Below are 24,158 nucleotides of genomic sequence, written 5' to 3' on the forward strand. Positions count from 1 at the left end.
CCATTCCTGTCCGAAACCGCCATAGCATCTTTAAGGCGAGGTCACGAAGCATGACAGCGGCCATGGACGAGCTTCTCAGCATTCTCGACCTCGAGCAGCTGGAACACAATCTGTACCGTGGTCGCAGCCCAAAGCTCGACTGGCAGCGCGTCTTCGGCGGCCAGACCATCGCCCAGGCGCTGGTCGCCGCGCAGCGCACGGTCGAGCCCGAGCGCCATGTGCATTCGCTGCACGGCTATTTCATGCGGCCGGGCGACACCAAGGTGCCGATCGTCTACGAGGTCGACCGCATTCGCGACGGCGGCTCCTTCACCACGCGTCGCGTGGTGGCGATCCAGCATGGCCAGGCGATCTTTTCGCTGGAGGCCTCGTTCCAGCAGGACGAGGTGGGACTGGAGCATCAGCTGCCGATGCCGCGCGACGTGCCGGCGCCCGACAGCCTGTTGTCGCAGCGCGAATTGCTAGGGAAATTCGGCGAGGCGGTGCCGGAAGGCATCAGGCGCTACTGGGAGCGCGACCGGCCGATCGAGATGAAGCCGGTGATGCTGAAACACTACACCAGCCGCGAAAAGCTGGAGCCGCAGCAGAACATCTGGATCCGCACCACCGGCCCGGTGCCGGCCGACCGCGGCATACAGGCTGCGGTGCTTGCCTACCTCTCCGACATGACGTTGCTCGACACCTCGACCTTTGCGCACGGCCGCGCCATTTTCGATCGCGACATCCAGGCGGCGAGCCTCGACCACGCCATGTGGTTCCACCGCAGCCATCCGCTCGACGACTGGATCTTGTACACACAGGACAGCCCGTCGACGCAAGGGTCGCGCGGCTTCACCCGCGGCTCGCTGTTTGCCCGCGACGGCACGCTGATCGCCTCGGTTGCCCAGGAAGGCCTGATCCGCCTGAAGCGTCCGCCTGCCGAATAGGCATTTTCAAAAAATTGCCCATTTTTTAATCAGTGACTATCCGGTGACAATGTGCACCGCTCTGCTGCGGCCCGAGCTATCCGTTTGTTTACAATGAGTTAACACACTGCTTCGGCAATTGGCACGGAGCTTGAATCCTGTTGGGCACTCTCCGGGCTCTTTGGGATCGGTGAAGGTGTAAAACGCGGGGGACCGCAACAGCAAAGGGTGAAACCTTATGAAAATCGTGATGGCAATCATCAAGCCGTTCAAGCTCGACGAGGTGCGCGAAGCGCTCACCGCCGTCGGCATCCAGGGCCTGACCGTCACCGAAGTCAAAGGCTACGGGCGTCAGAAGGGACACACGGAAATCTATCGCGGTGCGGAATACGCGGTCAGTTTCCTGCCGAAAATCAAGATCGAAGTCGCGGTCAGCACCGACCTGGTCGACAAGGCCGTCGAAGCCATCACTGCGGCGGCCAAGACCGGTCAGATCGGCGACGGCAAGATCTTCGTCTTCGGCATCGATCAGGCGGTACGCATCCGTACCGGCGAAACAGACACCGACGCGCTCTAAGCGGCGAACACGTATTCCAATGGAGAGTTCAATGAATATTCCTTCCACCTTGAAGACAGTGGCGCGCTCCGCGCTGCTGGGCTCGTTCGCGCTCGGAGCATTGGGCACGGTTGCTGCCTTGGCGCAGGAAGCGGCACCCGCCGTCGCCGCGGCAGCGCCAGCAGCGCCGGCCTTTACCGTCGACAAGGGCGACACCACGTGGATGATGATCTCCACCGTGCTGGTGCTGTTGATGACCATTCCCGGCCTTGCGCTTTTCTACGGCGGCCTGGTTCGTACCAAGAACATGCTGTCGGTGCTGATGCAGGTCTTCACCATCACCAGCGTGGTCATGATCATCTGGGTTTTCTACGGCTACAGCCTCGCTTTCACCCCGGGCAACGCCTTCGTCGGCGGCCTCTCCAAGATGTTTCTCTCCGGCGTCAATGTGTCGACGCTGTCGGAAACCTTCAGCAAGGGCGTCGCCATTCCTGAACTGGTGTTCGTCGTCTTCCAGATGACTTTCGCCTGCATCACGCCGGCCCTGATCGTTGGCGCCTTCGCCGAACGCGTCAAATTCTCCGCCTTGATCCTTTTCGTTATCCTCTGGGTGACGGTCATCTACTTCCCGATCGCGCACATGGTCTGGTTCTGGGGGGGCCCGAGCGCCTATGCCGACCCGTCCGGCCTGATCTTCAGCTTCGGCGCCATCGATTTCGCCGGCGGCACGGTCGTTCACATCAATGCGGGCATTGCCGGCCTCGTCGGCGCGCTGATGATCGGCAAGCGCATCGGCTACAAGAAGGACATCATGGCGCCGCACTCGATGACGCTGACCATGGTCGGCGCCTCGCTGCTGTGGGTCGGCTGGTTCGGCTTCAACGCCGGTTCGAACCTCGAAGCGAACGCCTATGCGGTGCTGGCCATGATCAACACCTTCGTCGCCACGGCGGCGGCGGCAGTGACCTGGATCGTGCTTGAATCGCTGCTGCGCGGCAAAGCCTCCATGCTCGGCGCTGTTTCGGGCGCGGTCACCGGCCTCGTCGCGGTCACGCCGGCGGCCGGTTTTGCCGGCCCGATGGGTGCCATCGTGCTTGGCATCGTCGCCACCTTCGTCTGCTACTTCTTCGTCTCGGTGGTGAAGAACACGTTCGACTACGACGACAGCCTCGATGTCTTCGGTGTCCATTGCATCGGTGGCATCATCGGTGCGCTCGGCACAGGCATACTGGTCAATCCCGCGCTCGGCGGCGCCGGCATCGTCGATTATTCGACCGCCGACTTCGCCGCCGGCTATGCCGGCACGGCCACACAGCTTCTGGCGCAAGGCAAGGGCGTCCTAGTGACCCTGCTGTGGTCGGGCATCGGCAGCGCCATCCTCTACAAGATCGTCGACCTGATCATCGGTCTGCGGCCGACGGCCGACGCCGAGCGCGAAGGCCTCGACCTGACCGCGCATGGCGAAGCGGCCTATCACTCGTAAGCTTTCCGGGGGCGGCCTCGGCCGCCCCCGCATTCTCCCATCCCGTCGTGACGCTCCCGAAAAGGGCTCACGCTTTGAGGCCCGGGTCATTCCGGGCCTCTTTTTTTGCAATACCGTCATCCGGGCGCTCGGCGGCGCCAACTGATGATCGACGCAAGTGATGGCCCCAGCGTCCCCCGCGCGGGGGATGCAAGCGCCGGACCGGTGTGACACCTCGTGGAAGATCGCGAGATTCGCGACCTCACTCGAACAGGACGTCTCACCATGAAAAAAGCCTATGAGAAGCCGACGCTGTCAAAGCGTGAAAAACTGTCCCGTGTCACCGCTGGCATCCCTTTATCGCAGCAGGCATGAGTCGAAACGGCCGTGGCGCGCTCTGTGCAAGATCGTTGCCCACGGCCTTATAGTTAATGCGGCCTTAACCTTCCCCCCGATAGTCTGGCGTTCGAATCTGCCGGAGTGCGTCATGCGCCCGGCCAGGCAAAAACAGACGGGGAAGAGCATGCGTTCAGGGGCTTCAGCACCGCTCGCGCTGACCGATACGGGGCACGGCATCCAGGCATTCGCGCGGCGCCAGGTCGGGCGGCTGGTGGGCGCCGGCCTGTTTGTGCTGGTCGCCTTTGGGGTCGCGGCGCTGGCCACCTGGAACGTTGCCGATCCAAGCTTCTCGCATGCCACCGACAACATCGTCACCAACGCCATGGGCTATGCGGGCGCGGTGTTCTCCGACCTCGCCATGCAGTTCTTCGGCCTCGCCGCCGTTGCCGCGCTGGTGCCGGCGGTGATCTGGGGCTTTCTCTTGTTTTCGGCGCGTGGCGTCGACAGGTTGCCGAAGCGCGGCCTCGCCTGGTTCGGCTTCGCGCTGCTTGCAGCGGCGATGGCCGGCTGCGTGGTGCCGCCCAAGACCTGGCCGCTGCCGACCGGCCTCGGCGGCGTGTTCGGCGACATGGTGCTCAACGTCCCGGGCCTGCTCATTGGCGGCTACCCGACCGGCCTCGTTGCCAGCATCATTGCGATCCTGCTCATCGCGCCGGCGCTGTGGCTGTTTGCCTATGGCTCGGCGCTGATTGCGCGCAAGAACGGCTTTGCCGTCATGGAGCGCACTGCCGAGCCCGATCCCCGAGAGGACGACCTGCTCTTCGACGAAGACGAGGATGAGGGCGACGAAGGCATATTGGCGCTCGGCGCAATTACGCACTGGTGGCTGTCGTTCCGTGCCTGGATGCACCGCCGCGCCGTCCGTCGCCAGCAGGAGCGCGACGAGTACGAACCGGAGATGGAGCAGCGCTCCACCGCATGGCGCCGCGCCGCCGAACGGGTCGAATCGGCGGAATTCGCCGAAGCGCGGATGAGCCCGGATGGCCGAGCCCGCGTCGAGCCGGAATTCTTCGCCGCCATGGTCAATGACCGCAGCGTTTCGGTCGATCCGGACGATGACGACGTCCTCGATGCCGGGTTCGACAATGGTGACGAAGAGGTCGATCTCGACGACGAACCGGTCCAACGCCGTGCCGCGCCGAATGCCAAGGTGCAGAACTTCCGCTCCGATGCTGCGACCCGTGTTGCAGCACCTGCGCCGCGTCCCGCTCCTGGCGCCCGCGTCCAGCGCGAGGCGCAGACCTCGCTGATTGGCTCGGAAACGTTCGAAATGCCGTCGCTGCATTTCCTGTCCGAACCGAAGAATGTGGTGCGCGACGCCAGCCTGTCCAAGGACGCGCTGGAGCAGAATGCGCGCCTGCTCGAAGGTGTGCTGGAGGATTTCGGCGTCAAGGGCGAGATCATCGCCGTCCGGCCCGGCCCGGTGGTCACGCTCTATGAGTTGGAACCGGCCCCCGGCATCAAATCGTCGCGTGTCATCGGCCTGTCCGACGACATCGCGCGTTCGATGAGCGCCATCGCCTGCCGCGTCGCCGTGGTGCCCGGCCGCAACGCCATCGGCATCGAACTGCCGAATGCCAAGCGCGAGACCGTCTATCTCAGGGAGATCATGGCCAGCCGCGATTTCGAAACGACCAAGGCCAAGCTGGCGCTGGCGCTGGGCAAGACCATCAATGGCGAGGCGGTCATCGTCGACATAGCCAAGATGCCGCACGTGCTGGTCGCCGGCACCACCGGCTCCGGCAAATCGGTCGCCATCAACACCATGATCCTGTCGCTACTCTACCGGCTGACGCCGCAGGACTGCCGGCTGATCATGATCGATCCGAAAATGCTCGAACTCTCGGTCTATGACGGCATCCCGCATCTGCTGACGCCGGTGGTCACCGATCCGAAGAAGGCAGTGGTGGCGCTGAAGTGGACCGTGCGCGAGATGGAAGACCGCTACCGCAAGATGTCCAAGGTCGGCGTGCGCAACATCGACGGCTTCAACGCGCGCGTGCAACTGGCCGAGAAGAAGGGCGAAAAGATCTCGCGCACCGTGCAGACCGGCTTCGACCGGCAGACCGGCGAGGCGATCTACGAAACCGAGAATCTCGACCTCGAGCCGATGCCCTATATCGTCGTTATCATCGACGAGATGGCCGATTTGATGATGGTCGCCGGCAAGGACATCGAAGGCGCGGTGCAGCGCCTGGCGCAGATGGCGCGCGCCGCCGGCATCCATGTCATCATGGCCACCCAGCGCCCGTCCGTCGACGTCATCACCGGTACCATCAAGGCCAATTTCCCGACCCGCATCTCCTTCCAGGTGACGTCGAAGATCGACAGCCGCACCATTCTGGGCGAGCAGGGCGCCGAGCAGCTGCTCGGCATGGGCGATATGCTCTACATGGCCGGCGGCGGCCGCATCCAGCGCGTGCACGGCCCGTTCGTTTCCGACGACGAGGTCGAGAGGATCGTCGCGCATCTGAAGCTGCAGGGCGTGCCCGAATATCTCGACGCCATCACCGAAGATGACGGCGAAGACGATGACGACGAGCCGTCAGGCAAGGGCGGTGGCGGTGGTGGCGGCAATTTCGAGGATTCCGACGATCCCTACGACCAGGCGGTGGCCGTGGTGCTGCGTGACGGCAAGGCCTCGACCAGCTACATCCAGCGCCGGCTCGGCATCGGCTACAACCGCGCGGCGTCGATCATCGAGAAGATGGAGAAGGAAGGCATTGTCGGCCCGGCCAACCATGCCGGCAAACGCGAGATCCTGGTGCCGACGGAGGACGACAAGTTCTGATTGGCCAATAGCGCCGGGGCAAAGACCGCCCGGCGGCAACCTTGATCCTTTTGGCGCGTTCAAGCGACAGAGTGCCGTTCGGCCGCCAAACTTAAGTCTAACTGGGGGTCCACGGACTGCAACGAGACACACACCACACGAGAGTGACCGGCATGAAAAACGATCCTTCCGCGCTCAGCGATTTCGCTCTAAACCGCCGCCAGCTGCTCGGCCTTGGCCTGGTTCTTGCCGGCGCCGCGGCCGTCAATGTCATGCCGGGGTTCCAGCTTCTGGCCTCTGCGCAGGCGGCGGTACCGCCGACGGCGCAAAAGATCGCCGACCACTTCTCCTCGGTCAAATCGATGAGCGGCGAGTTCGTCCAGTTCGGGCCCAACAACCAGCAGACCGGCGGCAAGTTCTTCCTCGAGCGGCCGGGCAAGATCCGCTTCAACTATGACGGCAAGTCGAATTTCCGGGTGATTTCCGACGGCAAGTCGGTGGTCATCCTCAACAAGCGGCTGAACACGTCCGATCTCTATCCGCTGTCGAAGACGCCGCTGAAGCTTTTGCTCGACACCAAAATCGACCTCTCCGGCGGGCGCGTCAAATCGATCAAGGAAGAGAGCGACCTCACCACCATCCAGCTCGCCGACAAGTCGGTGTTCGGCAATTCGAAGATCACCATGATGTTCGATCCGAAATCCTATGATCTGCGCCAGTGGACCATCACCGACGCGCAGGGCAAGGACACCACGGTGATGATCTACAACACCAAGGAAGGCGTCAATTTCCCCCCGGACACCTTCGCCATCGACTATACCGCCAATCGCGAGCTGAACACCAAGACCAGATAGTGTTCTGCCGCTGCGGGCATTCCTCCTGCGCCGTTGGCGGTTAACGCCTGCTTGTTTTTAGATCGTGTGGCTGGCAGTAGTTCCAGGACCAATTTCATAGGCACAATGTCCTGTCGGGCTGTCCCGGCAGGATTTTCGCTGCCTCGGACCGGACTCCTGCATGCCCTTTTCCATCGCCACCTGGAACATCAACTCCGTGCGCCTGCGCATGCCGATCGTCGAGCGGCTGCTGGCGGAGCAGGCGCCTGATGTGCTCTGCCTGCAGGAGACGAAGGTTCCCGACGAGCTGTTTCCGGAAAAGGCCTTCCGCAAGGCGGGCTACGAGCACATCGCCTTCCATGGCCAGAAGGGCTATCACGGCGTGGCGACGGTGGCGCGGCGGCCGATCGAGGTGGTCGAAAAGCGGCGCTTCTGCGAGATCGACGACAGTCGGCATCTGTCGGTGAAAGTGCCGGCCGGCGGCAAGGCGATCCTCATCCACAATTTCTATGTGCCGGCCGGCGGCGACGAGCCCGATCCCGAGATCAACCGCAAGTTCCGGCACAAGTTGGATTTCGTCGCCGAGATGAACGCCATCCGCGCCGCGCATGATGAGGTGTCAGCCTCGATCCTGGTCGGCGACCTCAACATCGCGCCGCTGGAGCACGATGTCTGGTCGCACAAGCAATTGCTCAACGTCGTCAGCCACACGCCGGTCGAGACGGAAAATTTCGAAGCGATGCGGATGGCCGGCGACTGGGTCGACCTGATGCGGCTCAACGTGCCGCTTGATGAAAAGCTCTACACTTGGTGGAGCTACCGGGCGCAGGACTGGGAAGCTTCAAACCGTGGCCGGCGGCTCGACCATATCTGGTCGTCGCCGAACCTGGTGCCCAATTTTGCCGGCTACGAGATCCTTCGCGCTGCGCGCGGCTGGGAGCGACCGTCGGACCATGTGCCGGTGATTGCGCGGTTTGATCTGGAGTAGTCCGCGAGCCAAAGGGGTCGTTGAATGGAGATAGTGGCAGCGCGAGAGCCGGATGTGACATCGGCGGCCGACTGTCTGGCGGATGCCTTTGCCGATGATCCGCAGATGAGTTTTTTCTTCGATCCTCCGCAGCGTCAGTACCTGGTGACGGAGTTCTTCTCGATCCTGATGGCGGCGCGCTTGGCGCTTGGAATGCCTGTGCTGTTGCTAAAGAGCGAGGGTCGCATCCTGGGTGCGGTGATGGGCTATGATACGCAGCGGCATGAATGGCTTCCGGCTCACCAGGAGAGATGGGCTCTGCTTCAGCAAAGGCAGGCATCGATGGCTTCCCGCTTCGAGAGGGCTGACGCCATCAGCGAGAAATACAAGCCGCAGGAACCGCATTTCTATCTTGGGGTCTTGGGCGTTCACCCCTCAATGCAGGGAAAAGGGGCTGGCGGCTCGCTCATCAAGGCCTATTGCGATCTTGCCGAAAGAGATCCTGTCTCGGCAGGGACGTTTCTCGAAACCGCACAACGAAAGAATTTGGCTTTCTATGAGCGTTGCGGGTTTCAACTCCTCGGCCAAGGTGAACTTGCACCCGGAAAGCCATTCTGGTGCCTGTTCAGGCCAAAACCCGTTCGAGACGGTAATTAGACTTATTCGCCAAACCGCGGCGCCAGCTTCTCGATGCGGGCGATCATGGCCTGGAAATCGTCGAGGATGCGCTGGTGCAGTTTCACCGCCACGTCGGGGTACTCCTCGAGGATGCGGCGGAACATCTTGCGGCTGAGGCGGATCACTTCCGAATCGGTCTCGGCCGATGCGCTGGTCAGCCGGTTGGTGTCGGCGATCAATGCCAGTTCGCTCAGGATCGTGCCGGGGCCGACGGTGCCGATCGGGACGCGTTCGCCATTCTGCTCGCGATAGAGCACGATGCGGCCGCTGACCACGATATAGGCCGAATCGGCCTCGTCGTCTTCGCGGTAAAGCTTGTGGTCGGCCTGCAGATGCGTGGCTTCGGCGCCGAAGGCGAGCAGGCGCAGCTGTTCCTGCGTGAAACCCTCAAAGAGCTTCACGGCAGACAGGATGCGGATGTCGTCATCCAGCGCCATCTCTAGCTGCGTCCCCGAACGGTCAGTCCAATCCCTCCCTTAGAGCGCCACGCGTCCTCCTGGTCACGCAAGACGCTCCAACATTTTCAATCTGCGCAGCGTTCTTCCCCAAAACCGAATCGATTTTGGGCCGATGCGCGGGTCGATCCAGGCCCCTCCAGCCGGATCGTACCCGAAACAGTCCCGCCCCGACCGCCTATTGAATAATGAAATGTTTAAGGAACCAGCTTGTAGCCGCCGCTTTCTGTCACAAGAATTTCAGCATTGGAAGGATCGCGCTCGATCTTCTGGCGCAGCCGGTAGACGTGGGTTTCCAGCGTGTGCGTGGTGACGCCGGAATTGTAGCCCCACACTTCCTCGAGCAAGACGTCGCGCGTTACCACCTTCTGGTCGGCGCGATAGAGATATTTGATGATCGAGGCCTCTTTCTCGGTCAGCCGCACCTTGGCGCCGCGTTGGTCGATCAGAAGCTTCTGGCTGGGCTTGAACGTATAGGGACCGACCGAGAAGGTGGCGTCCTCGCTCTGCTCGTGCTGGCGCAGTTGCGCGCGGATACGGGCAAGCAGCACGGCGAAGCGGAACGGTTTGGTGACATAGTCGTTGGCGCCGGCCTCGAGGCCCAGAATCGTGTCGGAATCGGTGTCGTGGCCGGTCAGCATGATGATCGGCGCCTTGTAGCCGCCCTTGCGCAGGATCTTCACTGCCTCGCGGCCATCCATGTCGGGCAGGCCGACATCCATGATGAGCAGGTCGATGAGCCCACCGCGCGCAGCAGCAACACCTTTGGCGGCGGTCGCTTCCTGCAGGACGTCGAATTCTTCGTAAAGGGCGAGTTGCTCGACGAGGGTTCCGCGCAGGTCGTCATCGTCGTCAACGATAAGAATGGTACGTGATGTCATGGATCAATCCGTTGTTTTGAAAAGAATTTTCAGTTGACCGACCCCCATTTATGCGGAAGCTGACCGGCGCAACAGTCCGATCACAGTGATTTGTTCCGTGACACGATCATACAAGAAAAAACGCGTTCGCAATGCAGCCGGCGCAATTTTGCCTAAAGGGCTGCGGGTGCTGGTGGTACGGGCGAGGCCCGGCAACCCAAGCCAGGGGATTTTGCAGGCCGGCAGCAAGGTGTTCGCGTGCGCGCTCGGACGCGGCGGCATCTCCGCCAACAAGCGCGAGGGCGATGGCGCGACGCCGCTTGGCGAGATGCGGATTCTATCGGGATATTTTCGGGGCGATCATTTTCCGGCGGCCCGCAAAACCCGGCTGGCAATGGCGCCGATCGGCCCAGATCTCGGCTGGTGCGAGGTGCCGGTCGACCGCAACTATAACCGGCCGGTGAAAATCCCCTACGGCGCCAGCCATGAGCGGATGCGGCGCGATGATCGCCTCTATGACGCCTGCCTGGTGCTCGACTGGAACATGGCGCCACGCCGGCGCGGGCGCGGCAGCGCCATCTTCTTCCACCTGGCGCGTCCCGGCTTCACGCCGACGCAAGGCTGCGTGGCGGTAACCGCGCGGACGATGGCGCGGCTGTTGCCGCTGATTTCGGACAGGACGGTGGTGAGGGTGGTTAGGTAGGCAGTAGGCAGTAGGCAGTAGGCAGTAGGCAGTAGGGCCGGGTGTCGGTGCCGTCTCATTTTTCCCTACTGCCTATTCACCACTGCCTATTCCTCTGCCAGCCGATATCCAGCAGTCCCAGCCTGCCCAACTCCCGGTCCATGGCGCGGGCGACATCCTTGCGTTCGCCGCCAATGTCGCGCAGCTCGCGGTCGGAGAGATCCTCGACGTCCTGGTGGACGACATTTTGCTGGGTGAGGTGGATCGCGACCCTGGCGTGACGAAGCCAGTCGAGTACGGCGCGCAACCAAGACGGACGGGCGATCGGTGAATGAAAAGCGACGGTGGACATGGTGTGATCCATTCCTCCGGATATCAAATCCGGTTTGATGGTGTTTCGATTGCGTCCATCATGTCGGATTGAAAGAAAAAGGAGAAACGAGTAGTTTTCTCCATATCATCAAGTTTTATTTGGAGATCAATTGGCCCGCCTGCTGCCCGGAACCCGCGCACTGAGGACGCTGGAAGCGGCGGCCCGACACCTCAATTTCACCCGGGCCGCGGATGAGCTTGGGCTGACGCCGGCCGCGGTCAGCCACCAGATCAAGGAAATCGAGGATCAGCTCGGCATCGTTCTGTTTACCCGCACCAGCCGGACCATCCGGTTGACCGAGGCAGGCACGGTGCTGTTCGAAGCCTCGCTCGATGCGCTCGACCTGCTCAACCGGGCGGTGTCGCGGGCACAAAAGATGACGCGCGGCATGGCGCTCGTGAAAATTACGCTCGACCCGCAGTTTGCGACCAAATGGCTGATGCGGCGTGTCGACGATTTCCGCAAGCATCAACCCGGGATCGAACTTCGCTTCGACATCACCTATGAAGTGCGCGATTTCGATCGCGACGACGTCGATATCGGCATTCGCTTCGGCACCGGGAAATATCCGGGCATTGTCAGCCACCGTCTGTTCGACAACATCATCATTCCGGTGTGCAGCCCGGCTTTGCTGACCTCCGGTCCACCGCTTCGAGAGCCGCGCGACCTGTTCCGGCACACGCTTGCCCATATCGTATGGGCGCGCCAGGGCGTGACCTGGCCGAACTGGCGCATGTGGATGGCGGCGGCCGGCATCGACGATTTTGATGACAGCCGGACCATCGTTTTCGGCTCTTCGTCAGATGCGGTGCAGGCGGCGCTCGACGGCAATGCGGTGGCGCTCGCCGATTTCGCCATGGTGGCCAACGACCTGTCGGAGGGACGGCTGGTGCGGCCATTCGAACTCGGCCTCAAGGTCGCGGCCGAGTTCGCCTATTTCCTGGTTTATCCAGCCGCGTCGGCAAACGATGCCAGGATCATCGCGTTCAAGGACTGGATCCTGGGCGAAGTCCACAACCCGCAGCCGGACCCGACGCGCCGGACTTGGGACGAGTTATAGGTCATCCTCGACTTTGGAAGGTCTCAGCCGGCGACGACCGGTGCGCCGAACCAGCCGATCACCGCGCCGATGATCAAAAGCACGCCGAGCCAGTGGCCGCCGTCGATCAGGGTCAGGTCCCAGCCGAAATTCTCATAGCGGTGGTTGGCCGTCAGCGTCGTTGCGACAAAGCCGAGCCAGAGGACGAAGCCGAAGACCAGGCCGGCGGTAAGGGCCGGCTCGCCGCCGGTCATGGCGCCGACAACCAGAGCAACAACCAGCGCCATGATGAGTTCGGCAATGAAGGAGATGACGAAGGGCAGCTTCGACTTGCTCATCGTCGCCGGATCGAGCTTGGCCGCCTTCAGCCACGGCTTGCTCAAAGCCATGTACCAGACGGCGCCGAACAGCCACGCCACCACGGCCGCGACAACGACCGCCAGCCAGTTCACTGCTGAAAAATCCATAAAGTCCTCCCTCAAGCATGTCGCCCAAAAGTGTTGAGCGGTCTTGGGATAACGACATGCGTATTCTCAAATCAATCCCGCGATGGAATGCCTGTTCGGCAGCGCCGTCAAGCGAAGCGCCAGACGGTGGTGCGCTTGACCAGGGAATCCTCCAGCGCCCGCGTCACCGCCACTTCGTAGACGGCCAGCGGCTCCAGGCCTGCCTTCGGCATGTAGGAGCGGCCGGGATCGCCGACGAGGATGTCGGCGCCGCGCGCCTTCAGTGTCGAAAACCACGGCATCAGCGTGTCGGCGAAAGATCTGTCGTAGAAGACGTCGCCGGCCAGCACCACATCCCAGCCGGCATCGGTGCCGATGCAGTCGGTGCCGCAAAATTCGATGGCAACGCCGTTGGCCTCGGCATTGAGGCGGATCGCCGTTTCGCAGAACGGGTCGATGTCGGTGGCGATCACTTGTGAAGCACCGGCCTTGGCGGCGGCGATGGCGACAAGCCCGGAGCCGGAAGCGAAGTCGAGCACACGTTTGCCGCGCACTTCAGACGGGTTGTCGAGGATATAGCGGGCAAGACCCTGGCCACCGGCCCAGGCAAAGGCCCAGAAGGGTGGCGGCAAGCCGATTTCGGTCAACTCGTCCTCGGTTCGCTGCCAGAGGTCATGCGCCTCGTCGGCAAGGCGCAGAAAAATTTCCGGCACGTGCGGCGGCGTCATCAGCGCCGTGTTGTCGAGAATGAACTTTTTCGCGCTGTTCGGCGTGAGGACCGTCACGGAGCGGGCGTCAGGCCGCCCATGCGGCAGACTTCCTTCCATTCGGCCGGAGTCACCGGCTGCACGGAAAGTCGCCCGAGCCTGACCAGCGCCATCTCGGCGAGTTTCGGATTGGCCTTGACCTGTTCCAGCGTCGGCGGGTTCGGCACGTCCATGAAGGCGCGGATGTCGACACATTCCCAGCGCGGGTCGTCGGTTGTCGAGTCGGGATGGGCAAGCGCGCAGACTTCGGCAATGCCGACGACGTTCAGCCCCTCATTGGAATGGTAGAAGAAGCCGAGATCGCCGATCTGCATCGCCTTCATGTTGTTGCGCGCCGCATAGTTGCGCACGCCATCCCATTGCGTGCCAGCCTTGCCTTTCGCCTTCAGCGCTTCGAAGGAAAAGACCGAAGGTTCGGATTTGAACAGCCAATAGTTCATGTCTTTGCTCCTCCGTGGACCGTGGCCCGAATTAACTAGCGGCCGGCTTGTTGAAGGTCCAGTTCCACTGGCGGATTTCGACTGTTTCAAACAGCCCGGCCTTGGCATAGGGGTCGGCGGCCGACAGCGCCTGCGCACCGGCCAGATCCGGCGCCTCGACCACGGCGAGGGTGCCGTTCGGCTTGCCGTCGGCATCGAGGAACGGACCGGCAAAGGCCAGTGTCTTGTCGGCGTTCAGGCCCTCGAGAAAGGCGACGTGGGCGGGCCGCGTGTCGACGCGCACCTGCAGGCTGCCGGGCTTGTCCTTGCAAATCAACGCAAACAGCATGCTTTCAAAACTCCGGGTTGGGATTGTGACTACAGTTCGCCTTGAACTGCCGAAACCGCGTTTTTTGCTTTTATGGTGCCTTCGGGTCAATGCCAAATGACGATCTGTCGCGTTGGATCTCCACCCGCTCAAGCCAAGGCATTGAAATGATTGATACACTTGAGTTTGATGAAAGTCACAGACGATACCGCTTCGCCCGAAAGAGTAAACTCAGGCAACAGCGCTGCATTGCGAAAAAATAGCGTGTGGCGTTTACCAGTGCCGCTTATGAAAGAGGGGACTGATATTTCGTAAATTCAAAAATAATCAATTTTCGATACGCAACACTCCAGCGGGTCAATTGTGAGGATGGGCTGGTTCTTCCAGAACGCCTGAATAGAGGACGCAATGGAGAGCATCGCGCACAGCACGACAATTCGGATCGACGACGCCACGCCTGCTTCCGCGGCCAGCATGGAGACCGAGCGTGTCCTCGTCTCGGCAATCATTCCTTGCCTGAACGAAGAATTGACGATCGGCATCTGCATCCGCAAAGCCCTCGATGCCTTCTCCAGACGCGGTATCAAGGGGGAAGTCGTCGTCGGCGACAATGGCTCCACGGACAAGTCGGTGGAGATTGCGCAAAAGCTGGGAGCGCGGGTCGTCCATCAGCCGGTAAAGGGCTATGGCGCGGCAATCAGCGCTGCAGTTGAAGCGGCCGAAGGCAAATACCTCATCATGGCCGATGCCGATGATTCCTACGACTGGAGCCAATTGGGCGATTTCATCGATGGGTTGGAATTGGGTGCGGACTTTGTCATGGGCAATCGGTTCGCCGGCGGTATCGAGCCGGGCGCCATGCCGCTACTGCATCGCTACCTGGGCAATCCCGTCCTGTCCACCATCGCTCGCTGGCTGCACAAATCTCCGATCCGCGACTTCCATTGCGGCATGCGCGGCTTCACTCGAGAGGCATTTCAGAAAATCGGCGCACGCTCGACGGGAATGGAATTCGCCTCGGAAATGATCATCAATGCGCATCGCGCCGGACTCGACATTCGAGAAGTGCCGATCAAGCTCCATCCCGACAAGCGCGACCGCGCGCCGCATCTGCGTTCCTTCCGCGACGGCTGGCGCCATTTGCGGCTCATCATCGCTCATGCACCGGACACGCTATACCTTATACCTGGCCTTACCCTGCTGGTGACGGGTACTGTAGGCTTGGCTTTGCTTTCGGCCGGCCCGATTCAGTTTAACGGGCATTATTTCGGCATCCATTTTGTCGCGCTTGCGTCCATGTCAACGCTCATCGGACTGTCCGCGACACTGCTGGGCATGTTGGCCAAAGTGGCCATCGCCATCTATCACCCGGTTCAGAAAGGACGCGTCGTCCCCTGGCTCAAACGAGGGCGCCCGCTGGAATGGCTGGTTGGCGGAGGTGTCTTGATCTTTGCCGGAGGGTTCGCGGTAAATCTGCTCCTCGCTCTCCAGTGGTTGCTTGTCGATGAACCGATGCAGCAGTCCGTGCACCTCATATTCACCAGCAGCACTGCGTGCGTGGCCGGCGTGCTGATGACACTGTCCGGTTTCGTGCTGAAGCTGCTGCTTGATAGTCTTGGCGATCCGCTTCTTTCCGAGTTTCGCCGGCTTGTGCGTAGGTAAGCTCGCAACATGAAAGCAAGCAGGGCTTCTCCGCGTATCTGGGATACCGACTGGCTGATACTGCGCGGGCTCGCCAGGCTGCTCAAGGAGCAGGCACGCGCCCATGTCAGGCCGGAAACACTGATGGTCGATCTGGGTTGCGGAGACATGCCCTATGCCCGGATGATGCGGGAGATGCGGATCGACTATCGTGGCGCGGATATCGACGATGGCGGATCGCTGCGGATCGATGAGCGTGGCCGGGTGCCGCTTGCCGATGGCGCCGCGGGCGCGGTCCTCTCAGTCCAGGTCCTGGAACATGTACGCGACCTCGACGCTTATTGCGCCGAAATCAGCCGGCTGCTGCGCGATGACGGTGTTCTGTTGTTATCCACGCATGGCACCTGGCTGTATCATCCTCACCCGGAAGATCATCGCCGCTGGACACGAACAGGCCTGATTGCCGATCTTGGGGATCGCGGCCTGGTTGTCGAGGACGTCAAGGCTATCGCCGGCCCGCTGGCCACGACCACGCTGATCCGTCTGACAGGCTTTGCCTTCTTCCTGCGCCGCATCCCTGTTTTTGGGGGCGCTTTCGCGTCGCTGCTGGCCGTGCTCATGAACCTGCGCGCGCTGCTGGAAGACGCCATCACGCCAGCGTCGATACGCGACGACAATGGGTGCGTATTCCTCGTTCGGGCACATAAGGCGATCGCATGAACATGCGTGCGCCTTCCACTTACGTCGTTGTGGCGGCGCTGTGTCTCGCGCTTCACAACGCGGTGATGATTCTTTCGGACCGTGCTGGATCGCCTTTATGGCTGGCGGTCCTGTTGTCCTTCGGGATTGTAGCGGCAACCGGCTACGCCCTGCATGGCGTTTTCACGTTCCGCCAGCCCTTGGCTCTGCCCGGCTTTGCAAGATATCTGCTGGCGATGTCGGCCAACGTTCCGCTGGCGTTCATCTTCACCTGGTTCTGGCGCGACTGGACAGGTCTGGCGATGCCTGTCGCGGCGCCGCTTGCGTCGATCTGCATGCTGGCGATCAACTTTGCGCTCAGCCGCTGGGCGATCGGCGCGCCAAAATCCACATCCGTCAGAAACCCATGAATTTCCAGATGACGATGCCCTCCATCGATCCGCACCTCCTGCAGGGTATCATGTCGCGCCATCTCGCCATGTACCGGAGCAAAGTGCCGTTCTATCAAGCCACGATGCTCGACAGCTTGCGTCAAGTGTGGGCTGGCGATCATCGCAGGCTGCTGGATGTCGGTGGCGGTACAGGCGTAATTGCGCAAGCCATGTATGAGCTGTTTCCGCTGGAAGAAATACAAACGGTGGATCTTGTCGACCGTTTCTGCCCTTCGCTAAGCGTGTCCACACGCCTGTATGACGGCAAGACGTTGCCCTTCAGGGACGATGCGTTCGACGCGGCAACGCTCAACAACGTCATGCATCACGTGCCGCTTGCGGCGCGAGCAGCGCTTCTCAAAGAGATCCGGCGGGTGGTGGATGGACCGCTCTATATCAAGGACCATGAAAGCCTGCATGCGGTGGATCGTCTACGCCTCATGGCAATGGACGCCATTGGAAACATCCCGTTCGGCGGAATGGTATGGGCGCGTTACCTTGATCGTGCCGAGTGGGAGAGGCTCGCCGCCGAGAGCGGCTATCGCATAGCCGCACGCGGGGCGCCGTTGCGATATCGCAAAGGCCTCTACGGATGGCTGTTTCCGAACCGCCTTGAGATTACGCTCCGTCTGGAGCGGGTTTGACGGGCAAGCCCTTGCGGATTTTGACGGTAAGCCACTTCTTCGAGACGCATGGCGGCGGCATAGAGCGCGTCGCCGGGCATCTTTGCCGCCGGTTCGCGGATAACGGCATCGAAGCGTCCTGGGCTGCAAGCGATGCCGACCTGCCGCCCGAGGGAAAAGTGGATGCGGTGCCGATTGCCTGCCTTCAGCCGATGGAAAAACGCAACGGCCTGCCGATGCCCATACCTCGTATGCGAGGAATAGCGGAATTGGCGCGCGCAGTGCGCGGCAGTGATTCGGTGGTGATGCATGATGCGCTCTACGCTACGTCGATCCTGGCAATGGTGGCGGCCAAAATTTACCGCAAGCGAACAGTGCTTGTTCAACACATTGCCAGCGTTCCGTTCTCTTCGCGTATCCTGCGCTTCGCGATGGCGCTCGCAAACCGTCTCGTGACGCGGCCTATGCTAAGGGCGGCGGATGCTCGCGTCTTTATCAGTGACACGGTGCGCCATGAGTTGCTGGGAACGCCCGCGCGGCACTCTTACAGGCTGCTTTTCAACGGGGTTGACCACAGCCTTTTCCATCCGTCGCGGGACAAGACCGGCGATGGGGGCTCTCCGGCGCGAGGACGTCGCGTTCTTTTCGTTGGCCGTTACGTCGAGAAAAAGGGACTGTCGGTGATCCGCGCGCTGGCGACCTTGCGACCCGATCTCGAATTTTCGCTGGCGGGCGCCGGCTCGATCAGACCCAGCGCCTGGGGACTTGGCAATGTTCGTGACCTGGGCACTCGGACGCCCATGGAGTTGGCGGACCTCTATCGCACGGCAGATCTCTTGCTGCTGCCAAGCGTCGGTGAAGGGTATCCGCTTGTCATACAAGAGGCGATGGCCTGCGGCCTCCCGGTGATCTGCGGCGCTCCGGTCCACCTTGCCGACCCCGATGCAGCGGTCTGGCTGCGTGGTGTGAACATCGACCTTAGAGATCCCCAAGGGTCAGCGCGTCGCTGTGCTGACGCGATCGATGGTCTTGCCCTGACTGCAGCCGAACGTGATGCGATGGCTGCCCATGCCCTGGCGCACTACGATTGGGAAAGGATGGCCCGCAGAGTGATCGCCTTGGCGTGCAATAGCCAAGCGGTGGCACCGACAGAGAACCGGCAAGGGAACGTTGCCGATGAATGACCGGTCCGCCGTGAAAACCGACATCAGCAACAAGGACTTTTTCGGTATTGCCGAACGCCCGGCCACAATCGGCCTGAGCGTTCTGATCGCCCTTAAGATCATCCTTCTCTTCGCGCTGGCCTATCGCAGCCGGTTCGTCATGGATGAGTTCGGCCAGCTCGGTTACGCGAAATATCTCGGGAACGGCCTGTTTGACACTGTCCAACCGGCCAAGGCGGTAGGTTTCACGATTTTTTGTAAGCTGGCCAATCTCATTGGCTGGGATGCGGCCTCCATTATGATCGTGGGGCGCTTCCAGATGGCGCTGCTCGCCTGCGCGACCATCGCTATGATTTATGCATGCGCGCACGCGCTCGGCCAGGACAGGCCGCGTGCCTTGGCGATTGTCCTTATCCTGCTGTGCTTTTCCAACGTTATGGAACGAATTTTCCGCACGATCTCGGAACCGCTGGCGCTGTTCTTCGCGGTCGCGGCGCTGTTGGTGGTCATCAGCGGGAATTCGGCAAGCGCGAGACGGATTGTCTTCGCTGGCATCCTTAGCGGCCTCGCCTTCCTGACGACCCAGAAATCCATCTATTTCAATGTCGCGCTGGGCATGGGATTGCTCGTCAACGCTTTCATTGCACGACAATACGGAGCCGGGATCAAGCGTGGCGCAGCCTTGGTGCTGGGCTGGATTGTGCCCATCGCCGCGTATTGCGTCGTATTTGGCGGCGCCGACCCGCTCCCGATCGTCCGAGGCCTGATATTCGGCCCAGTTGAAGTCGCGAGCCGCGGCGGTGTCGAATATGGCGGCTTGCGACGTTTTGTGCTCCAGACGCTCGTTCACAACGCAATTCTCTATGCATTCTGCTTCGGCGGAATCGTTCTTGGGTTGCTACGCATCGGAGCGTTGGAAGAGCGACAGCGGATTGCGCTGACGTTCACCGCCGTCATCACGGCCCTGGTTTTTGTTCATGATCAGCCCTGGCCTTATGTCTTCATCATGGCCTTGCCATTCATGGCACTGTGGTCGCTTGGAGTGCTCGATCGCAATGCGGCTGATGCATTGCCCATGCGTTTTGCGCGGGCGTTGCTCGTGATTGCCGGAGCGATCAGCTACATCAGCAACGTACTCTATCTGCGTATCGACAATCCGGCGCAGCTTGCGCTGATCGCCCGCGCCGAGGCGATGGTCGAACCGGCCGAGTTCTATTTCGACGGCATCGGAATGCTGCCCAATCGACCGGAGCCCTCCACCCTCTGGCTCGACCAGTACTATATCTTGAAAACGTTGCACGAAGGCAGCGAATCGGAAGCGTACAAAATCCTCTCGAACACTCCGCCAAAGGTGATTATCTGGTCATATCGCATGGATATGATCGATCCTGTGATCGCCCCTCTTATCCGCGACAGCTACGTCCAGATCGCTCCCAACATCAGAATGGCCGGTCGTCGCCTTCGCTCCGGTCGTCCGGACGTTTTCAAGGTGCCGGTCCCTGGACGGTACAACCTGTATACGACGAACGGGCAGCCAGCAGATGGCAAGGTCGAGATTAATGGCACCCCGCGTTCCTTGCCTTTGTCGTTGGAAGCCGGTGTCAGCGACGTTGTTCTGCGCAGCGGTCCGGCCGAGGCACTGCTGCTTCCGGAAGGTGACTACGAAAACCTCATCGTCGCCGGTGAGGACAATGCCGAGTTGTTCCGAGGTGTATACAATTAGATATCAGCTTCGGTCTTCAGCGGCCGCGTCATCAGGGCGGACACGGCCTGCCGTATGGTGATCGTGCCATCCAGTATCGCCGACACCGCAGTAATGATCGGCGCGTCGATGTCGCGCTCGGCGGCGATGCGGGCAGCGATCGCCGCTGTCGGCACGCCTTCGGCGAGCGGCAGGCCGGCCAAGGGTCTGCCTTGTCCCAGGGCCAAGCCGTAGGCAAAATTACGCGACTGGGCGGACGAGCAGGTCAGCAGCAAATCGCCGAGGCCGGAAAGCCCCATCAGCGTCTCCGGTTTTGCACCGAAGGACGCGCCGATGCGGCGCAATTCGACGAAACCGCGCGTCACCATGGCGGCCTGCGCGCTGGCGCCGAGCCCGGCGCCGGTGACGGCACCGGCGGCGATGGCAAAGACATTCTTCAGCGCGCCGCCGATCTCGACGCCGATCAAATCGTCGCTGGAATAGCAGCGCAGGTTTTCCGCCGAAAAGCGGGCGGCAAGCGCGGCCGCCAGGGCGTCATCACGAGCGGCGACCACGACGGCGGTCGGCAGGCCCCTGGCGACATCGGCGGCGAAGCTTGGGCCGGACAAGGCTGCGACCGGGGTTTCCGGCAAAATGTCCGCGACGATTGCCGACAACAGGGCGCCGGTGTCGCGCTCAATGCCCTTGGCGCAAAGAACCAGCGGAATGCCTTTCGGCATATGGGGCTTTGTCGTCGTCAGCATGGCGCGCAGCGCTTGCGCCGGCGCCACGGCCAGCACGCAATCGGCGTCAGTCAGCGCAGCGCCGATATCGCTCGTCGCCGCGATGCCGGGCTCGATGGCGATGCCGGGGAGATAGCGCGGGTTCTCACCGCGGTGAATGGCGGCGACCGTTTCTTCATCACGGGCATAGAGCCGGACATCATGGCCGGCGCGCAGCATGGCCAGCGCCAGCGCAGTGCCCCAGGCGCCGCCTCCGAGCACGGCGACGCGCCAGCCGGTCTTGTCCCTGTCGCTTGTCTTGCTGCCGGTCATGCTTTCGCTCCACGCCGGCCGGAGCCGACCATCGGCGCCGAAATGCTATCCAGCGGCCAGCGCGAACGCGGCACGAAATCGAAACCGTTCTCTTGCGACAACCCAGCCCGCAGCCGTTCGATGCCGGCCCAGGCGATCATCGCCGCATTGTCGGTGCACAGTTTCAGTGGCGGTGCGACGAAGGCAAAGCCGGCCTCGGCGCACAGCTTGTGCAACGTCGCCTTGATCGTGCGATTGGCGGCGACGCCGCCGGCAACGACCAACGAGGGCATGGCCTTGTCCGGAAATTCCTGCCGGAAGCGGGCCAGCGCACGGGCAACGCGGTCGCCCAGCGCTTCAGCCACCGCCGCCTGGAACGAGGCGCAGATGTCGGCGACATCTTGCTCGCTCAGCGGCTGGATGGCGGTTGCCGCCTGGCGTACGGCGGTCTTCAAACCGGAGAAGGAGAAATCGGGCTGCGCCGAGCCTTTCATCGGCCGTGGAAAGGCAAAGCGGGTCGCATCGCCCGTTGCTGCCGCCTTCTCGACATTCGGGCCGCCGGGATAGGGCAGGCCGAGCATTTTCGCCGTCTTGTCGAAAGCTTCGCCGAGTGCGTCGTCGATGGTCGTCGCCCAGCGCTGGTAGTCGCCGACGCCGCGCACGGCGACGATTTGCGTGTGGCCGCCGGAGACCAGCAGCAGCAGATAGGGAAAGTCGAGCCCGTCGGTCAGCCTTGCGGTCAATGCATGGCCTTCGAGGTGGTTAATGGCGATCAGCGGCTTGCCGGCCGCAGCCGCAATTGCCTTGGCCGTCATCAGGCCGACGATCAGCCCGCCGACCAAGCCAGGGCCGGCAGTGGCGGCAATGGCGTCTATGTCGGCAAGTGCTGTGCCCGAATCGGCAAGGGCGGCCTCGACGATGCCGTCCAGCGCCTCGACATGGGCACGCGCGGCGATCTCCGGCACGACGCCGCCAAAGGCGGCATGTTCCTCGATCTGGCTGAGCACGATGTTGGACGCAATCACCGGCGCGGTGGCGCCATCCAGCGTCACCACGCTGGCGGCGGTCTCGTCGCAACTCGTCTCAATGCCCAGAACGCGAATCAATTCGTCGCTGTCTCCAGAGATTGTGTCGCCGGCCGTTCCTCGTTAGAGGGAGTGCCGGAAACGCAAAGCCAGCCGGGGGTTATCACGGACCGCGCGCCATGCAAACTTTGAAAATCGGAACACGCGGCAGCCCGCTGGCCCTCGCCCAGGCGCATGAGACGCAGGCGCGGCTGATGGCAGCGCATGGCATGCCGGCGGAAGCGTTCGAGGTGGTCGTCATCTCGACCAGCGGCGACCGCATCCAGGACCGGCCGCTGTCGGAAGCCGGCGGCAAGGGCCTGTTCACCAAGGAGATCGAAGAGGCGCTGCTGGCCGGCGCGATCGACATCGCCGTGCATTCCTCCAAGGATATGCCGACGGTGCTGCCGGGCGGGCTCGAACTCTCGGCTTTCCTGCCGCGCGAGGATGCGCGCGATGCCTTTATCGGCAAGGCTGCGAAGCGGATCATCGACCTGCCGCAAGGCGCCAAGGTCGGCTCGTCCTCGCTGCGGCGCCAGGCGCTGATCCGGCGCATGCGGCCGGACCTCGACGTGGTGATGTTCCGCGGCAATGTGCAGACCAGGCTGCGCAAGCTGGAGGAAGGCGTCGCCGAAGGCACCATCCTCGCGCATGCCGGGCTGAAACGGCTCGGGCTCGGCCATGTCGTCACCGATTTGATGCCGCTCGACGCTTTTCCGCCGGCGCCGGGACAAGGCGCAATCGGCATCGAGACCCGCATCGGCGACGGCGTTGTGGAACAGATGCTGACCGCCATCCATGATGTGCCGACGGGCCAAGCGCTGGCCTGCGAGCGCGCCTTCCTGGCGGCACTCGACGGCTCCTGCCGCACACCGATCGCCGGCTATGCCACGATAGCGGACGGCAAGCTGACCTTCGCCGGGCTGATCATTTCGCCCGACGGCACGCAGTCGCATGAGGTTAAGGCCGAGGGTCCGGCGCAGGATGCCGCCCGTATCGGCACGGACGCCGCCAGGACGGTGCGGGCCAAGGCCGGCGAAAACTTCTTCGACGGCTGGGTCTGAGATGCGTGTCCTGGTGACGCGGCCGCAACCCGGGGCATCGCGCACCATGCGGCGGCTACAAGAATTGGGATTTGAGCCGATCCTGTTGCCATTGACCGAAACGGTAGCGCTGCCGGTTGGCGTCGCTGCGGTTGCCGGCGATGCCGTCGCGGTTACGAGCGCCAATGCCGTGCGCCATGCGCCGGGAGAACTTATCGCCGCGCTCGCCGCCTTGCCTTGCCATGCCGTTGGCGCAAGGACCGCTGAAGCGGCGCGCGCGGCGGGATTTCTGTCGGTCAGCGAAGGGCCCGGCGATGCCGAGAAACTGGCCGATACGATTGCCGCCGGCCTTTCCGGCAAGGCGATCATCTATCTCACGGGACGCGTGCGGTTTCCGGCTTTCGAGACGCGGCTGCGGCAGGCCGGCGTCGACGTCCGCGCCATCGAAACCTACGACACTGTCTCACTGGACTATTCCGATGATGAAATCCGTGCGCGCCTGTCCGGTCAGGCGGTTGATGCGGTGCTGCTCTATTCGGCCAAGGCGGCGGCAGCGTTGCAGGCCTTGGCCAAGCGGGCGGAATTGGGCGATCTCCTTGGAAAGGCGCGGATTTTTGCCCTGTCCGAGCGCATAGCCGCTGCGTTCGGCAATGCCGCCGGCAAAAAAATCCGCATTGCCCGGGAACCGCAGGAAGAGGCGTTGCTTGAGCTGTTGCGTGCGGGCCCCTGACCCCCCGTGTCATCACGCCGCCCCTTTTCACCGCTTGGTGATGTGCTAGACCATTTTTTAAACCATCACGCGCCGTCAGGCGTTGAGACGAAGCAGGATTTGCGGAGCCC

The 24,158-nt window shown here is 62.2% G+C and carries 26 protein-coding genes; 17 read left to right on the forward strand and 9 right to left on the reverse strand.

Going from position 1 to position 24,158, the window contains the following annotated elements:
- Positions 1-50: 50 nt before the first annotated feature.
- The 7 genes from tesB to JQK88_RS25045 all read left to right on the forward strand — a co-directional run bounded on the left by tesB (position 51) and on the right by JQK88_RS25045 (position 8,549).
- Complete coding sequence (tesB, locus tag JQK88_RS25015; protein ID WP_192254745.1) at positions 51-926, forward strand: acyl-CoA thioesterase II; 876 nt, start codon at positions 51-53, stop codon at positions 924-926.
- Positions 927-1,143: 217 nt separating this feature from the next.
- Complete coding sequence (locus JQK88_RS25020) at positions 1,144-1,482, forward strand: P-II family nitrogen regulator (RefSeq protein ID WP_023670499.1); 339 nt, start codon at positions 1,144-1,146, stop codon at positions 1,480-1,482.
- Between the two features lie 13 nt (positions 1,483-1,495).
- Positions 1,496-2,944 (forward strand): ammonium transporter, encoded by a 1,449-nt coding sequence (locus JQK88_RS25025; protein ID WP_376740452.1) that lies wholly within the window; start codon positions 1,496-1,498, stop codon positions 2,942-2,944.
- Between the two features lie 502 nt (positions 2,945-3,446).
- Positions 3,447-6,113 (forward strand): DNA translocase FtsK, encoded by a 2,667-nt coding sequence (locus JQK88_RS25030; protein ID WP_192254749.1) that lies wholly within the window; start codon positions 3,447-3,449, stop codon positions 6,111-6,113.
- A 152-nt stretch (positions 6,114-6,265) separates the two neighbouring features.
- A complete protein-coding gene (locus JQK88_RS25035; protein ID WP_192254751.1) occupies positions 6,266-6,946 on the forward strand; it encodes an outer-membrane lipoprotein carrier protein LolA in 681 nt (226 codons plus the stop codon).
- A 160-nt stretch (positions 6,947-7,106) separates the two neighbouring features.
- Positions 7,107-7,913: an exodeoxyribonuclease III gene (locus tag JQK88_RS25040; RefSeq protein ID WP_203279729.1), complete on the forward strand. Its 807-nt coding sequence runs from the start codon at positions 7,107-7,109 to the stop codon at positions 7,911-7,913.
- Positions 7,914-7,937: 24 nt separating this feature from the next.
- On the forward strand, positions 7,938-8,549 hold the full coding sequence (locus tag JQK88_RS25045) for a GNAT family N-acetyltransferase (RefSeq protein WP_192254755.1): 612 nt from the start codon (positions 7,938-7,940) through the stop codon (positions 8,547-8,549).
- Positions 8,550-8,551: 2 nt separating this feature from the next.
- Here the strand turns inward: JQK88_RS25045 and JQK88_RS25050 are convergent, their stop codons facing one another.
- Both JQK88_RS25050 and JQK88_RS25055 read right to left on the reverse strand, forming a co-directional pair.
- Positions 8,552-9,007, reverse strand: a complete 456-nt coding sequence (locus JQK88_RS25050) for a cyclic nucleotide-binding domain-containing protein (RefSeq protein WP_192254757.1) — start codon at positions 9,005-9,007, stop codon at positions 8,552-8,554.
- Positions 9,008-9,222: 215 nt separating this feature from the next.
- On the reverse strand, positions 9,223-9,906 hold the full coding sequence (locus JQK88_RS25055) for a response regulator transcription factor (RefSeq protein WP_112561232.1): 684 nt from the start codon (positions 9,904-9,906) through the stop codon (positions 9,223-9,225).
- 145 nt (positions 9,907-10,051) lie between these two features.
- Here JQK88_RS25055 and JQK88_RS25060 point away from each other — a divergent pair, with 145 nt between their 5' ends.
- Positions 10,052-10,588, forward strand: coding sequence for a L,D-transpeptidase family protein (locus JQK88_RS25060; RefSeq protein WP_312037322.1), 537 nt, complete (start codon positions 10,052-10,054; stop codon positions 10,586-10,588).
- A 76-nt stretch (positions 10,589-10,664) separates the two neighbouring features.
- On the opposite strand, the gene JQK88_RS25065 is transcribed toward JQK88_RS25060, so the two are convergent.
- The gene (locus JQK88_RS25065) at positions 10,665-10,919 is read right to left on the reverse strand and encodes a hypothetical protein (RefSeq protein WP_112561234.1); all 255 of its coding nucleotides are present in this window, start codon (positions 10,917-10,919) and stop codon (positions 10,665-10,667) included.
- Positions 10,920-11,049: 130 nt separating this feature from the next.
- Between JQK88_RS25065 and gcvA the strand changes: the two genes are divergently transcribed.
- Positions 11,050-12,000 (forward strand): transcriptional regulator GcvA, encoded by a 951-nt coding sequence (gene gcvA / locus JQK88_RS25070; protein WP_203279730.1) that lies wholly within the window; start codon positions 11,050-11,052, stop codon positions 11,998-12,000.
- A 23-nt stretch (positions 12,001-12,023) separates the two neighbouring features.
- Here the strand turns inward: gcvA and JQK88_RS25075 are convergent, their stop codons facing one another.
- From JQK88_RS25075 to JQK88_RS25090, 4 genes are all read right to left on the reverse strand, one after another.
- Positions 12,024-12,446 carry a DUF1761 domain-containing protein gene (locus JQK88_RS25075; RefSeq protein ID WP_112561236.1) on the reverse strand — a complete coding sequence of 141 codons (423 nt, stop codon included), beginning with the start codon at positions 12,444-12,446 and terminating at the stop codon, positions 12,024-12,026.
- Positions 12,447-12,553: 107 nt separating this feature from the next.
- Complete coding sequence (locus JQK88_RS25080; RefSeq protein WP_192254765.1) at positions 12,554-13,252, reverse strand: class I SAM-dependent methyltransferase; 699 nt, start codon at positions 13,250-13,252, stop codon at positions 12,554-12,556.
- Positions 13,207-13,632 (reverse strand): EVE domain-containing protein, encoded by a 426-nt coding sequence (locus JQK88_RS25085; RefSeq protein WP_203279734.1) that lies wholly within the window; start codon positions 13,630-13,632, stop codon positions 13,207-13,209. Before JQK88_RS25085 ends, JQK88_RS25080 begins: the two co-directional genes overlap by 46 nt.
- 31 nt (positions 13,633-13,663) lie before the next feature.
- Positions 13,664-13,960 carry a YciI-like protein gene (locus tag JQK88_RS25090; RefSeq protein ID WP_192254767.1) on the reverse strand — a complete coding sequence of 99 codons (297 nt, stop codon included), beginning with the start codon at positions 13,958-13,960 and terminating at the stop codon, positions 13,664-13,666.
- Between the two features lie 387 nt (positions 13,961-14,347).
- On the opposite strand from JQK88_RS25090, the gene JQK88_RS25095 reads away from it, so the two are divergent.
- From JQK88_RS25095 to JQK88_RS25120, 6 genes are read left to right on the forward strand one after another with little or no spacing between them, the layout of a single operon-like run.
- Positions 14,348-15,601 (forward strand): glycosyltransferase family 2 protein, encoded by a 1,254-nt coding sequence (locus tag JQK88_RS25095; protein WP_246750030.1) that lies wholly within the window; start codon positions 14,348-14,350, stop codon positions 15,599-15,601.
- Between the two features lie 9 nt (positions 15,602-15,610).
- Positions 15,611-16,300 (forward strand): class I SAM-dependent methyltransferase, encoded by a 690-nt coding sequence (locus JQK88_RS25100; protein ID WP_376740451.1) that lies wholly within the window; start codon positions 15,611-15,613, stop codon positions 16,298-16,300.
- The gene (locus tag JQK88_RS25105) at positions 16,297-16,689 is read left to right on the forward strand and encodes a GtrA family protein (protein ID WP_142867275.1); all 393 of its coding nucleotides are present in this window, start codon (positions 16,297-16,299) and stop codon (positions 16,687-16,689) included. Before JQK88_RS25100 ends, JQK88_RS25105 begins: the two co-directional genes overlap by 4 nt.
- The gene (locus tag JQK88_RS25110; RefSeq protein ID WP_203279736.1) at positions 16,686-17,354 is read left to right on the forward strand and encodes a methyltransferase domain-containing protein; all 669 of its coding nucleotides are present in this window, start codon (positions 16,686-16,688) and stop codon (positions 17,352-17,354) included. The genes JQK88_RS25105 and JQK88_RS25110 overlap by 4 nt, the downstream gene beginning before the upstream one ends.
- Positions 17,351-18,517 (forward strand): glycosyltransferase family 4 protein, encoded by a 1,167-nt coding sequence (locus JQK88_RS25115; RefSeq protein ID WP_203279737.1) that lies wholly within the window; start codon positions 17,351-17,353, stop codon positions 18,515-18,517. The genes JQK88_RS25110 and JQK88_RS25115 overlap by 4 nt, the downstream gene beginning before the upstream one ends.
- Complete coding sequence (locus tag JQK88_RS25120) at positions 18,510-20,219, forward strand: DUF7056 domain-containing protein (RefSeq protein ID WP_203279738.1); 1,710 nt, start codon at positions 18,510-18,512, stop codon at positions 20,217-20,219. The genes JQK88_RS25115 and JQK88_RS25120 overlap by 8 nt, the downstream gene beginning before the upstream one ends.
- Here JQK88_RS25120 and JQK88_RS25125 read toward each other — a convergent pair.
- Positions 20,216-21,232: an NAD(P)H-dependent glycerol-3-phosphate dehydrogenase gene (locus JQK88_RS25125; protein WP_192254781.1), complete on the reverse strand. Its 1,017-nt coding sequence runs from the start codon at positions 21,230-21,232 to the stop codon at positions 20,216-20,218. The two genes, JQK88_RS25120 and JQK88_RS25125, sit on opposite strands and share 4 nt — an antisense overlap.
- Entirely contained in the window at positions 21,229-22,314 is a 1,086-nt protein-coding gene (tsaD, locus tag JQK88_RS25130; protein WP_203279814.1) for a tRNA (adenosine(37)-N6)-threonylcarbamoyltransferase complex transferase subunit TsaD, read from the reverse strand. The genes JQK88_RS25125 and tsaD overlap by 4 nt, the downstream gene beginning before the upstream one ends.
- A 101-nt stretch (positions 22,315-22,415) precedes the next feature.
- On the opposite strand from tsaD, the gene hemC reads away from it, so the two are divergent.
- Both hemC and JQK88_RS25140 read left to right on the forward strand, forming a co-directional pair.
- On the forward strand, positions 22,416-23,339 hold the full coding sequence (gene hemC / locus JQK88_RS25135) for a hydroxymethylbilane synthase (protein ID WP_203279739.1): 924 nt from the start codon (positions 22,416-22,418) through the stop codon (positions 23,337-23,339).
- A 1-nt stretch (position 23,340) separates the two neighbouring features.
- Complete coding sequence (locus JQK88_RS25140) at positions 23,341-24,048, forward strand: uroporphyrinogen-III synthase (protein ID WP_203279741.1); 708 nt, start codon at positions 23,341-23,343, stop codon at positions 24,046-24,048.
- The last annotated feature ends 110 nt before the right edge of the window (positions 24,049-24,158 follow it).

This window comes from Mesorhizobium caraganae (assembly GCF_016836705.1).
GTDB lineage: Bacteria > Pseudomonadota > Alphaproteobacteria > Rhizobiales > Rhizobiaceae > Mesorhizobium > Mesorhizobium caraganae.

Coding starts and splice junctions, on each gene's coding strand:
- JQK88_RS25100 (WP_376740451.1), top strand. CDS start 15,611: ATGAAAGCAAGCAGGGCTTCTCCGCGTATCTGGGATACCGACTGGCTG.
- JQK88_RS25065 (WP_112561234.1), bottom strand. CDS start 10,919: ATGTCCACCGTCGCTTTTCATTCACCGATCGCCCGTCCGTCTTGGTTG.
- JQK88_RS25050 (WP_192254757.1), bottom strand. CDS start 9,007: ATGGCGCTGGATGACGACATCCGCATCCTGTCTGCCGTGAAGCTCTTT.
- JQK88_RS25120 (WP_203279738.1), top strand. CDS start 18,510: ATGAATGACCGGTCCGCCGTGAAAACCGACATCAGCAACAAGGACTTT.
- JQK88_RS25045 (WP_192254755.1), top strand. CDS start 7,938: ATGGAGATAGTGGCAGCGCGAGAGCCGGATGTGACATCGGCGGCCGAC.
- JQK88_RS25075 (WP_112561236.1), bottom strand. CDS start 12,446: ATGGATTTTTCAGCAGTGAACTGGCTGGCGGTCGTTGTCGCGGCCGTG.
- JQK88_RS25090 (WP_192254767.1), bottom strand. CDS start 13,960: ATGCTGTTTGCGTTGATTTGCAAGGACAAGCCCGGCAGCCTGCAGGTG.
- JQK88_RS25125 (WP_192254781.1), bottom strand. CDS start 21,232: ATGACCGGCAGCAAGACAAGCGACAGGGACAAGACCGGCTGGCGCGTC.
- JQK88_RS25105 (WP_142867275.1), top strand. CDS start 16,297: ATGAACATGCGTGCGCCTTCCACTTACGTCGTTGTGGCGGCGCTGTGT.
- JQK88_RS25035 (WP_192254751.1), top strand. CDS start 6,266: ATGAAAAACGATCCTTCCGCGCTCAGCGATTTCGCTCTAAACCGCCGC.
- tesB (WP_192254745.1), top strand. CDS start 51: ATGACAGCGGCCATGGACGAGCTTCTCAGCATTCTCGACCTCGAGCAG.
- JQK88_RS25040 (WP_203279729.1), top strand. CDS start 7,107: ATGCCCTTTTCCATCGCCACCTGGAACATCAACTCCGTGCGCCTGCGC.
- JQK88_RS25030 (WP_192254749.1), top strand. CDS start 3,447: ATGCGTTCAGGGGCTTCAGCACCGCTCGCGCTGACCGATACGGGGCAC.
- JQK88_RS25020 (WP_023670499.1), top strand. CDS start 1,144: ATGAAAATCGTGATGGCAATCATCAAGCCGTTCAAGCTCGACGAGGTG.
- JQK88_RS25140 (WP_203279741.1), top strand. CDS start 23,341: ATGCGTGTCCTGGTGACGCGGCCGCAACCCGGGGCATCGCGCACCATG.
- JQK88_RS25085 (WP_203279734.1), bottom strand. CDS start 13,632: ATGAACTATTGGCTGTTCAAATCCGAACCTTCGGTCTTTTCCTTCGAA.
- JQK88_RS25110 (WP_203279736.1), top strand. CDS start 16,686: ATGAATTTCCAGATGACGATGCCCTCCATCGATCCGCACCTCCTGCAG.
- JQK88_RS25055 (WP_112561232.1), bottom strand. CDS start 9,906: ATGACATCACGTACCATTCTTATCGTTGACGACGATGACGACCTGCGC.
- JQK88_RS25095 (WP_246750030.1), top strand. CDS start 14,348: ATGGAGAGCATCGCGCACAGCACGACAATTCGGATCGACGACGCCACG.
- hemC (WP_203279739.1), top strand. CDS start 22,416: ATGCAAACTTTGAAAATCGGAACACGCGGCAGCCCGCTGGCCCTCGCC.
- JQK88_RS25080 (WP_192254765.1), bottom strand. CDS start 13,252: ATGGAAGGAAGTCTGCCGCATGGGCGGCCTGACGCCCGCTCCGTGACG.